Here is an 11642-nt window from a genome sequence, read left to right as displayed (position 1 = left end):
TTTTTCTTGTCAGCACAACTTAGTTCAGACGCACCGGCATACCGGAGCGGTTCTGGATAGCCTGCTCAACCACGTTCTGATCGACATCAGACTGGCTGGTAACTGCCTGTACCGGCTGAGTCAGGGTGATCGGCACGATCTCGCCGCCCTGGAACTGCGCTTCGGTGGTCGACAGCGGGTTGTGCACCTCGATGTAACGGCTGCCGTCCGGCTCGGTGGTCGCTTTTACCGGCTCATCGATAAACTGTACGCGGGTGCCGACCGGCACGTTCTCAAACAGGAATTTGATGTCATCGTTACGCAGACGCACGCAGCCGTGGCTCACGCGCAGGCCGATACCGAAGTTAGCGTTGGTGCCGTGGATGGCGTACAGACGGCCGATATACAGCGCGTACAGCCCCATCGGGTTATCCGGACCGGCCGGTACGACGGCTGGCAGCGGGTTGCCGGCGGCGGCGTATTCAGCATGCATTTTGGCGGTCGGTGTCCAGGTCGGGCCGGCCTTCTTGCGTTCGACTTTGGTGGTCCAGTTGATCGGCGTATCTTTACCTAACTGGCCGATGCCGATCGGCAGAACGATCACGGTATTGGTGCCTTTCGGGTAGTAGTACAGACGCATTTCCGCGCTGTTGATAATGATCCCTTCATGCACGGTATCCGGCAGAATCAGCTGCTGAGGGATGTTCAGGACGCTACCGCCCTTCGGCAGGTAAGTATCCACCCCCGGGTTGGCTTCCAGCATGTTGGAAAGCCCCATCTGATATTTCGCCGCGAAGTATTCCAGCGGCTGTTTGTTATCATCCGGAATGGTAATGACCTGATTCTGACCAACCAAACGGCTGCCATCGGTTGGCAAAGGATAGGTGACAGCAGACGCTGTATTGCAAAAGCCTACGATGGCGAAGGCTGCCGCTAAGAGTGTAGATAATTTCATAGTCTTTAATGTCGTGTGCGAAATCAACGCCACACAGGCCTTTGTTAATGATTGAGACAGTAGATGGGAGCGCATTATATGTGCATTCCGCTGAACAGGTAAATCAGATGTGTACGAAATCACATTTTTTTCCCTGTCGCCTCGGCTGCCGCGGTCCGGCAGGCGGCCGAAGCATCGCTCGCCGCGCGGGTAACGGGCGGTTACTTTTCCAGCAGCCGGGCCTGCAGCGCGGCGCGAACCGGCGCGGTAAGCTGGTACTCTGCCGCCAGCCAGGCGTCGACGGTGCCATAGCGCTGGTGAATAGCCGACAGCGCGGCGGCGAGATAGGACTCTTTTACCGTCAGAATATCCGCCAGGCTTTGGCGCCCTTGGGCAGTGAGGTCGTTGCCGAGCAGCTCCAACATCCAGGCCTCCACCTGCGTCAGCATGCCGTGGGTAAGGAGATACTCCTCCATCACCGTTTCGCTGTCGCAGCCGACGGCGAACAGCGTTAACGCGCAGCCGACGCCGGTGCGATCTTTGCCGACCGCGCAGTGTTGCAGTAAAGCGCCTTCAAAAGGCGTGGTCAGCCAGGCGGCGAGCTGGCGATAGGCCGGGTTGTTAAACGGCAGCTGGCGGTAGAGTTGCAGCATAAACTGCTCGCCGTTCAGCGCGTTAAGGGTGGCGGCATTCAGCTCGGTGACCTTCGCATTTACCTCGCTCACCGGCGGATTGGCCGGCGCGTTAAGATAATGGGTAAGCGGGCTAAGCTTGTCCGGAGTACGGGCTACCTCTCCGGGGTCGCGATAGTCGAGCACCCGGCTGAGCGGCAAAGTATCGAGGTGGTTGAGATCCTCCGCCGTTAACCGGTTTAGCGCGCCGGATCGCAATAGCTTGCCGCTGCGGACGCGGCGTCCATCGGCGGCAAGCTGGCCGCCCAGGTCGCGAAAATTGATGCCGCCCTGCAGGGATAAAAAAGCCGGGTGTCGCGATAGGCTGCTGGTCATGGGACTCCTTATAAATACGTACAGAATAACCGTTTGAGCGCGGGTTTCCGGCTCGTCTGACAAAGACCTTAGCACAAGCGCCGCGGTGGAATTTACCGCAGGCCGTGAAAAGTGTGTCATTTGCTGGCATAATGTCTGCTGTATCACACCCCTCATACTCTTTTTTCAGGATATCCCCGTGCTAGTATCCAGCAACGTTACCATGCAGTTTGGCAGCAAGCCGCTGTTCGAAAATATCTCCGTTAAATTTGGCGGCGGCAACCGTTATGGTCTGATCGGCGCCAACGGCAGCGGTAAATCGACCTTTATGAAGATCCTCGGCGGCGATCTCGAACCGACGCTGGGCAACGTTTCTCTCGACCCGAACGAGCGCATCGGTAAGCTGCGTCAGGATCAGTTCGCCTTTGAAGCGTTCACCGTGCTGGATACGGTCATCATGGGCCACGGCGAGCTGTGGGAAGTGAAGCAGGAGCGCGATCGCATCTACGCCCTCGCTGAGATGAGCGAAGAAGATGGCTACAAAGTGGCCGACCTGGAAGTCAAATATGGCGAAATGGACGGCTACTCGGCGGAAGCGCGCGCCGGCGAACTGCTGCTCGGCGTCGGCATTCCGGTTGAACAGCATTATGGCCCGATGAGCGAAGTCGCGCCGGGCTGGAAGCTGCGCGTCCTGCTGGCGCAGGCGCTGTTTTCCAATCCGGATATCCTGCTGCTCGATGAACCGACCAACAACCTGGACATCGACACCATTCGCTGGCTGGAGCAGACGCTGAACGATCGCGACAGCACCATGATTATCATTTCGCACGACCGTCACTTCCTGAACATGGTCTGCACCCACATGGCGGATCTCGACTACGGCGAGCTGCGCGTGTATCCGGGCAACTACGACGAATACATGACCGCGGCCACCCAGGCGCGTGAGCGTCTGCTGGCGGACAACGCCAAGAAAAAAGCGCAGATTGCGGACCTGCAGTCCTTCGTTAGCCGCTTCAGCGCCAACGCCTCTAAATCGCGTCAGGCCACCTCGCGCGCGCGCCAGATTGACAAAATCAAGCTGGAAGAGGTTAAAGCCTCCAGCCGTCAGAACCCATTTATCCGCTTCGAGCAGGATAAGAAACTGTTCCGTAACGCGCTGGAAGTGGAAGCCCTTACCAAAGGCTTTGATGAAGGTCCGCTGTTCAAAAACGTCAACCTGCTGCTGGAAGTGGGCGAAAAGATCGCCATTCTGGGCGCCAACGGCGTGGGTAAATCCACCATGCTGAAAACCCTGGTAGGCGAACTGCAGCCGGACAACGGCAGCGTGAAATGGTCTGAAAACGCGCAAATCGGCTACTACGCGCAGGACCATGAGTACGAGTTCGAAAACGACCTGACGGTCTTCGAATGGATGAGCCAGTGGAAGCAGGAAGGCGACGACGAGCAGGCAGTACGCAGCATCCTCGGCCGTCTGCTGTTTAGCCAGGACGATATCAAAAAGCCGGCGAAGGTGCTTTCCGGTGGCGAGAAAGGGCGCATGCTGTTCGGTAAGCTGATGATGCAGAAGCCAAACATCCTGGTGATGGACGAACCGACCAACCACCTGGATATGGAGTCGATTGAATCGCTGAACATGGCGCTGGAGATGTATCAGGGCACCCTGATCTTTGTCTCCCACGACCGTGAGTTTGTCAGCTCGCTGGCGACCCGCGTCCTGGAGATCACTCCGGACCGCGTGATCGACTTCAGCGGCAACTACGAAGACTACCTGCGCAGCAAAGGTATCGAGTAATCCCTGTCCGTTACCCGGGTAGCGGCTACGCCTTACCCGGGCGACACGCGGTGCCGTTTTTTTGTCTGGTGGCGGCTAACGCCTTACCCGACCTACGGTTCTTGCGACCTGCCTTTAATGTCTTCACCGCGCTGGCTGAAACTGCCGGTGTTGGTGGCCTCAACATCGCTGAGACGTTCCCGGAAGGCCGGGGCAGCCCGCATGGATGCGGGCTGAGGGCCGTGTTTTGCAGGGACGCTGCCTCGGCCCGACCCGAAGCCTGCAGGGATAAGTCGAAGGTACCACGAAGTGGCGATTTTGGCGGCCAGAGCCCGGGGTACAGGGGCGGCGGCGACTGGCCGCCCCCTGTACGCTCCCTGCGCCATGAGAGACATAACGCAGAAGAAACATCGGGAGCGCAATCTGCTCTGAAATAATAAAAAAGAACTGTTTTTCCCGGACCAAAACCGTTGCAAACCGAGAACAGTAACCAAGGTCCGTACGGCCTGCTTTTAATTTATTCACCATGCTGGCTGAAACTACCGGCCTAAGGTCAGAACCTCCACTCCGTTCCTTCAACGCCATTCACCAGCAGCTTACGCTTTTCTCCTACCGGTAATGACAGCTTCAGCGCTTTCCAAGCCGGGCGATAGTTGCCGCGGGCGTTGATATCCAGGTTTATGCTGCTGGCGCTGCAGGTCATTTCCCACTCCAGCCATAGCGCATCCCCCTGTTTATAGCCCCAGCTTTCGCCGTCGTCTTCAAACAGCAGACCGCGGGTTGAGCCGGTACCTTTCAGCGGGAACAGCTGCAGTTCGCGACGATCGTCTTTTTGCGCATCGACATGGCTGATACGTTCACTAAGCGGCAGACCAGCGCCGGCGCGGACCAACAGCGGCAGTTTTTCCAGCGGCGCGTCCAGCGTCACCCACTGGCCGCCGGCGAACCACTGATGGCTGTAGAAATCGTACCAACCGGCCTGATTATCCGGCAGCCATACTTCACGCTGGCGGGCGCCCGGCTCGACCACGCTGGCCACCAGCAGGTCGCGGCCCAGCAGGAAGTCATCGCATTCGGCGAAGGTCTGCGCATCGTGCTGGTGATCGAGGAAGGTCGGGCGGAGCATCGGCTCATCATCAGCATGCGCCTGCCATAGCAGAGTGTACAGATAGGGCAGCAGGCGGTAGCGCAGCTCAATGGCTGAGCGGATCGCCGGAGTGATGGCCGGATACATCCATGCTTCGTTTACCGTCTGGTCGTCATTCCACGAGTGAATGGTAAAGCGCGGATGCATGACGCCATTTTGTACCCAGCGCACAAACAGTTCCGGCTCGGGTTTATCGCCGGAGAAACCGCCGACGTCGTGGCCGACGTTAAACAGCCCGGAAAGGCTCATCCCCAGGCCCATGCGGATGTTATAGCGCAGCGTATCCCAGTTGGTGCGGTTGTCGCCGCTCCAGGTCTGGACGTAGCGCTGCATCCCGGCGCAGCCGGAGCGGGAGATCAGATATGGACGCTTTTGCGGCGCAAAGCGCTGCTGGGCTTCCAGCGAGGCGCGCATCATCAACAGCGGCATCACCGGGCGAATATGTTTGATGGCGATTTCACGGCCAAAGCCGTAGCAGCGGGCTTCGCCGTCCCATACTTCGTATTCGTTATTATCGTTCCAGGTCGAATCGATGCCCATCTCCAGTAGCTGGGTGGTCACGCCTTCCTGCCACCAGGCCACGGTTTGCGGATTGGTGAAATCGAGATGCGACCCTTCATCATCCCAGAAGCTGGAACGCTCCGGAGCGTCAGTTTGCGAATCGCGAATGAAGAGACCGCGCTCCGCCACCTCGCCGTAGCGCGGGTGATCCTGCAGCAGGCACGGTTTGATATTGGCGGCCAGCTTCAGCCCGGCATCGTGAAACGACTGGCTCATCACTTTGGGCTGCGGCACCTTGTCGTAGTTCCAGTTAAAGACGTAGCGCTTGCCGTTGATTGAGGTATAGCCGGAAGAGAGCTGGAACGAATCGCAGGGGATCGCGTGCTGCTCGCACAGGCGGATAAAGTTCATCAGCTGATTTTGCGCATCCGGCGCGTCGGTATAGTGCATGGTGGAGCCGCTGTAGCCGAGGCTCCATTTGGGTCCAAACAGCGTTTTACCGGTCAGGCGAACGAAGGCTTTGGTCACATCCAGCACCTGCTTACCGGTAAACAGGTAATAATCGATGTCGCCGGCTTCCGCCTGCCAGCGGCGATAGGCGGTGTGGTAGTTGTCGATCTCGTTCCCCAGATCCAGCCAGCAGCTGCTCAGGTTGTCATAGAACAGGCCGTAGCTGATATCGCTGCGCTGGGTGATGGTGAACGGAATATGTTTATACAGCGGGTCGGTGCTGACGGCGTTGTAGCCCATGGCATCGAGGTTACGCATCTCATAGCGTTTACCGGTGCGCTGCAGGTCGCCGGCCTTTTCGCCCAGGCCGTAGAAACGCTCGTCTTTGCGGCGGCTCAGATAATGGGCGACGCCGTCGCCGTGGGCACTCGCCAGGTAGGCGCTGGTCGGACGGTCATTGGCAAGCGGCTGCCATTCGCCGGCCTCGTCGCGATAGCTCCACTCCAGCCACAGCGGCTGGTGAACGGTGACGCGCAGCTGGCGGGTGGCGATAGTCAGCGTATCGCCCTCCTGGGCCAGCAGCCAGGCCGGGAGACTAAAACCGCTGAGGTCATCCCGGGCGCGGCCTTCCCACGGCACATCCTGCTGCGGAGCGATGCTCCAGGTGCGATCCAGCGCCAGCTGGCCCTGGCGTTTTAGCAGGACGCGGAACAAATTCTCTTCCAGTACGTACAGGCACAGGGTGTGCTGGCCATCGACCGTCAGTTCAACGTGATGCTCCAGCTGTTGATGCAAACTCCAGTGTTTCAGCGTCTTCATATCTTACATCCACTCTCAGGCGCGCTTGGCGCGACGTTCAGCAATAAATGCCACCAGGAAAACGGCGCCAATCAGGTCAAAGAAACCCATGGCGATAAATAGCGGGTTGAAGCCGATTTTGTCGGCGGTCACCCCGATTAATAACGAGAACAAGAAGCTGGCGATCCACGCTGCGGAGCCGCGCATACCGTTGACCGTCGCCATTTGTCCCTTGTCGAAAGACTCCACCACCAGCGCGCTGAGCATGCAGGAGATGATCTGATGGCCGAAGCCGCCAATGGAGATCAGGATGATGGTGATATAGGGATCGCGGGTGATGGCGACGAGGGCCAGGGAGAGCATCAGGAACGCGCCGGTTACCGAGCTGGCGATCACCGAGTTCACTCGCGTACAGCCGAACCAGCGAACATACAGGCGGGTGAGGTAGCCGCTGACCACGCTGCCGAGATCGGCGGCGAGAAACGGCAGCCAGGCAAACATGGCGATCTGCTTCAAATCCATGCCGTGCTCTTTCGCCAGGTACAGCGGCACCCAGAAACTCAGCACCGCCCAGGCGGGCTCGGCCATAAAGGCGGGAATGGCGATCCCGTAGAAACGTTTATTTTTCGAGACGGTTTTGAGCGCGGTAAAGAAGGGCTGTTTTACCGGCGGGGCTTCGTTATCCTGTTTGATGTACTCCAGCTCGCTATTGCTGAGATTGGGGTGCTTTTCCGGGGTCTGATAGAAGGCCCACCATAGTATTACCCACAGTAGCGCCAGCGCGCCGGTAAACATAAACGCCCCTTGCCAGCCGAAGGAGGCGTGGGCGAAGTAGATGAGCGGCGGGGCCAGCATCGCGCCGATGGAGAACCCAACGCCAGCCCAGCCGGCGGCAATCGGGCGTTCAGATTTCGGAAACCATTCGCCGATGGTTTTGGCGTTGGCCGGAGTAGCGGCCGCCTCGGCCCCACCCATAAAGAAGCGCAACATAGCCAGGTGCAGCCAGCTACCGGCCCCGGCGTGGGCGATACAGGCCAGCGCCCACAGGGTGGCGCAGATCATAAAGCCAAGCTTCAGGCCGATGACGTCGATAAGCCAGCCGCACAGCGGCTGGAAAATCGTGTAAGCCAGCTGAAACGCGCCGACGATCCACGAGTATTGTTCGGTAGTAATGCCGAGGGTCGCTTTCAGTTCCGGCGCGATAATTCCCAGCGAGTTGCGTGTGATGTAGTTGACGGTAACGCCAAGTAAAAACAGGACCAGCACCCACCAGCGCAGGTTTTTCACTACCCGGCGCGTTTTGCTGACGGCGATATCATTGTTGAGGCCTTGACTCATAGCACACTCCACAAGACGTTTGTAGGGGAAAGTGACGGTCTCACTCCCTGAGTGGTCACGTAGATTTATTAACTATTTGAATAGTCTATTTTTTATCTCAACATCATTGGTATAACTAGTATGGGAGATGTTGGACCAATTCAGGCTAGGGCAGAAAAATCGTCTGGCAAAGCGCTATTTATGCAAGTTTTTTCATGAAATGAGCGAGATCGCATATTTGACAGCGGAATTTGCTTGTAACGTGTGCTTTGGTGATTATGAAAATTCTTTCATTTTTCAATCGGAGCTGGATCACAAAATGGATAAAAAGCTGCGCGTCGCCGAAATTGCCGCCCGCACCGGGCTATCGCCCAGCACCGTTTCACGCGTCCTGGCCGGGAAAGCGAATACCAGCGACAAGGCGCGCCGGGCGGTGCTGGACTGCGCCCGCGAGCTGGGTGTCATGCAGGGGTTGGCCGCCGGGCGTCTGCTGCTCAATCATCTGCTGGTGTTTGCCCCGCAGCGCGCATTCGATGAGCGATCGGATATCTTCTACTACCGGGTGATCCAGAGCATCAATAACGCGCTGGCGGCGCATGAAGTGCGCCTGCGCTACTGCGCGCTGGATGAGAACGACAGCGACGCCAACCTGTTTCTTGCCCGCATGAATGAACCTGAGACCCAGGCCGCGGTGCTGCTGGGGATCGACGATCCGCATATTCATGGCCTGGCGGCGGATCTGGGCAAACCCTGCGTATTGATCAACTGTCGGGATGAAGGGATGCGGCTGCCGTCCATCGCTCCCGATCATCGGCTGATCGGCCAGTGCGCAGCCCGCTATCTGTTTGATATGGGGCATCGGGCGGTGATGAACGTGATGTGCCTGCGCCGCTATACCATGGAGCTGCGGCTGGGGGGGATTCAGGAGGCGTGGCGCGCGCGTAATCTGCGCTTTACCGCCAGCCGGGATCTTATCAGCGTCGCCAACTTTAGCGCCAGAGAGACGGAAGAGCAGGTGGGCGCCTGGCTTGACGGCTTACAGGGCAGGCCGTTGCCCACCGCCTTCCTGGTGGGCGGCGATTTTATGGCCGCCGGCACCGTCAGCGCATTGCAAAAGCGTGGCCTGCGGGTGCCGCAGGATGTCTCGGTGATGAGCATTGACGGATTTAATCTGGCGGCGATTCAGGAGGTGCCGCTGACCGCGGTGCATGTGCCGCGGGATGAGCTGGGCAGCGAGGCGGTGCATCTCCTGCAGCAGCGCCTGCTGCGCCCGGAGGCGCCGCACGGCTCGCTACTGCTGCATGGCACGCTGGTGGTACGCGATTCGGTACGGCGGATCCGGCCGGGCAAAGGCCATACCGCCGTCGAGCCGCAGGGGCTGTATGACGATTAGACCGGCATACCCAGCGCCCGTTTGCCGTGGATATTCAGATCCTCCAGGGTGAAGCGCCCCTGCCAGCTGGCTTCATAGTCCTCGCGCGGGAAATCCCCCGGCGAGGCGCCTTTTTCCAGGGCGATTTTCACTTTCTGCGCGTAGGCGAGGTTCTTCTCGCACATCGGCGCGGCCGGAATGTACATCACATTTCCCCAGCCCTGCTGATTTTCCACCGGCGCCACCGAGTGAATGATGTCGCAGTGCCACCAGACGGAGTCCCCGGCATTCAGCGCTGGAATCGAGCTTAACGCTTTAATTAAGAGCGGGTGCCACTGCTCAGAGATCGGCAGCACTCTGCCCGGCGCGACGCCGCACAGCTCATCTTCCGGCACATCGTCGAGCAGGGGGCGCAGCAGCACATAAGCCATCGCCTCCGGGATCGGCACCACGTGCAGCAGCCCCTGACCCGGGATCATGTCCGAAAGCGCGGTCCAGCCCTGGAAGGTGCGGAACACCGAGCATTTGGTGGTGTTGTCGACGGTATACTCTTCCACTTCGGTACGGTGCGCGGCGTCCCACGGGTCGTAGGCGTCGATATTGCCATTAAAAACGTTGGCGAAAACCTGCTGATAGGCGGGAAGCAGCCAGCGCTCCAGCGCGCCGGAATCGGTATGCGCCCCCAGCCCCTTCGAAGTGGTTCCCGGCGGGCGGCGGCGGATGCGGTCGGGATAGATCACGCTGACGTCCGGATCGAACCAGCGTTTGCCATTCTGTTCAAAACGCCACAGGCGGTTGAGAAAAGATTGCACTGCCGCCATTTCATCGCTCTGCCGCGCCTGCATTTGCGAGGGCGACCAGTAGATCGGGTAGATCTCCGGGCGCGAAGCCTCCAGCGAACCGAAGAAGCTGTCGCCAGGCCCTTTGTAAACATCGTCGAAATGGTTGCGATCCAGATATTCCAGCATCGCGGTATCCCACGCCAGCGCCTGTTCGCGTGGGAAGTGGCCTTTAATCACCGCGCAGCCCCGGCGCTTAATGGCCGCGCGCTGCTCATCGCTCACTGTTCCTTCGGCGATATCGCGGAACGGAACGGTTGGCCAGACCTCCTGGCCTGCGGCTTTCAGTGTCTCAATCTCCTGCAGCCGCTCGCTGATGCGCGCTGAGAGCTTATCGAACACCGCCTGGACGTCGCCAATTTGCGCCCGCAGGGCCTGTTTCATCTGGCGAATCGCCGCTTTGTGATCGGCGGGAAGTGTTTCGTGGGTCGGGAGAGCAGCCATAATAACCTCGCTGTATCTTTCATTCGAAAGTATTAAATATTACAAACGTTAATTTAAGTTAAAATGGAGTTAATGCAAGTTTAAAATCTTGCTGCGGCGCACAAAATGGAAAACCGGGGCGCGATGCCCCGGCGAAGGGTCAGGCGTTGAAGGGCGGGGTGTTATCGAGGACGGCCTGGATAACGTTCAGCGCGCCGTCATGGTTATTATCGTCGGTAGCATAGCCGGCGATGGCCTTGATGCTGTCGGCAGCGTTACCCATGGCGAAAGCGTATTTCACCAGCTTCAGCATTTCGGCGTCATTGCCGCTGTCGCCGATGGCGACGCATTGCTGCGGCGAAAGATCCCAGCGCTTGAGCAAACGGCTGATGCCGTTGGCTTTATGCAGGCCAGGGATAATCAAATCGACAAAGCCAAAGCCGCTGGTGACCGGCTTCATGATGCCGTCGAGCGACACGTGCAGTTTATCAATCAGCTGTGGGATCTCGCTGTCCGGCAGGTTGAGAGAGAATTTAAACAGCGTATCGTCGATGGCGTGATAGTCGCTCACCCGCTGTAGGCGATGGTAGTGCTTCGACATCAGCTCAACAAAGGCGTCCGGAGCTTTATCGCTGACGTAGGCGCTCTGCAGGCCGCAGGCGACAAAGTTGAGCTGCGGATCTTTGAGCAATTCGCCAATCACCACTTGTGATTCGTGGCGGGTCAGTTCGCCGTGGAACAGCTGCTTGCCATGTTCATAAACCAGAGCGCCGTTTTCTGCGACGAACGAAATCTGCTCGCGGATCTCCGGGAAGAAGGAGATCAACTGATAGTACTGGTTGCCGCTGGCGACAACAAATTCAATGCCGCGCTGCTGCAACTGGGCGAATTGCGCCAGAAACCGTGAGCGATCGTAGGTTTTGGCGTCATTGAGAAAAGTTCCGTCCATATCGGTGACGATAACTTTAACGGTCATAAGAGAGTGCTCCTGGCTTAACTTCGACCAGTAACATTCTAATTACAATGTGATGAGGAGCACAAATTTATTTCGAATGAAAGTTCAGGCATTCAGAAAATGCCGGAAGGGCATGTCTTTTCCGGCCTGCAGAACAGGGTTGGGCCCCC

Annotated in this window: 7 protein-coding genes and 1 pseudogene; 2 read left to right on the top strand and 6 right to left on the bottom strand. The window is 58.3% G+C overall.

The window, feature by feature from the left end; all coding sequences use genetic code 11:
- Positions 1-19: 19 nt before the first annotated feature.
- Together ldtB and HMPREF9538_RS09725 are read right to left on the bottom strand one after the other, a co-directional pair.
- Positions 20-934, bottom strand: coding sequence for a L,D-transpeptidase (gene ldtB, locus HMPREF9538_RS09720; RefSeq protein WP_002895871.1), 915 nt, complete (start codon positions 932-934; stop codon positions 20-22).
- A 200-nt stretch (positions 935-1134) separates the two neighbouring features.
- Positions 1135-2050: pseudogene (locus HMPREF9538_RS09725) on the bottom strand (tyrosine-protein phosphatase).
- A 48-nt stretch (positions 2051-2098) separates the two neighbouring features.
- Here HMPREF9538_RS09725 and HMPREF9538_RS09730 point away from each other — a divergent pair.
- On the top strand, positions 2099-3691 hold the full coding sequence (locus HMPREF9538_RS09730) for an ABC-F family ATPase (RefSeq protein WP_002895876.1): 1593 nt from the start codon (positions 2099-2101) through the stop codon (positions 3689-3691).
- 532 nt (positions 3692-4223) lie between these two features.
- Here the strand turns inward: HMPREF9538_RS09730 and HMPREF9538_RS09735 are convergent.
- Both HMPREF9538_RS09735 and HMPREF9538_RS09740 read right to left on the bottom strand, forming a co-directional pair.
- Positions 4224-6587: a glycoside hydrolase family 31 protein gene (locus tag HMPREF9538_RS09735; protein WP_009485559.1), complete on the bottom strand. Its 2364-nt coding sequence runs from the start codon at positions 6585-6587 to the stop codon at positions 4224-4226.
- 15 nt (positions 6588-6602) lie between these two features.
- Positions 6603-7904, bottom strand: a complete 1302-nt coding sequence (locus tag HMPREF9538_RS09740) for an MFS transporter (protein WP_009485558.1) — start codon at positions 7902-7904, stop codon at positions 6603-6605.
- Positions 7905-8145: 241 nt separating this feature from the next.
- On the opposite strand from HMPREF9538_RS09740, the gene HMPREF9538_RS09745 reads away from it, so the two are divergent.
- Positions 8146-9276, top strand: coding sequence for a LacI family DNA-binding transcriptional regulator (locus tag HMPREF9538_RS09745; RefSeq protein WP_004219745.1), 1131 nt, complete (start codon positions 8146-8148; stop codon positions 9274-9276).
- Here HMPREF9538_RS09745 and HMPREF9538_RS09750 read toward each other — a convergent pair.
- Positions 9273-10538, bottom strand: coding sequence for a DUF1479 domain-containing protein (locus tag HMPREF9538_RS09750; RefSeq protein ID WP_004176744.1), 1266 nt, complete (start codon positions 10536-10538; stop codon positions 9273-9275). The two genes, HMPREF9538_RS09745 and HMPREF9538_RS09750, sit on opposite strands and share 4 nt — an antisense overlap.
- Before the next feature lie 139 nt (positions 10539-10677).
- Positions 10678-11493, bottom strand: coding sequence for a Cof-type HAD-IIB family hydrolase (locus HMPREF9538_RS09755; protein ID WP_009485557.1), 816 nt, complete (start codon positions 11491-11493; stop codon positions 10678-10680).
- Positions 11494-11642 lie beyond the last annotated feature (149 nt).

Origin of the sequence: Klebsiella sp. MS 92-3, from assembly GCF_000195655.1 — a bacterium.
In the GTDB taxonomy this organism is placed as follows: Bacteria; Pseudomonadota; Gammaproteobacteria; order Enterobacterales; family Enterobacteriaceae; genus Klebsiella; species Klebsiella pneumoniae.
This window is presented reverse-complemented; position numbering and strand designations above follow the sequence as displayed.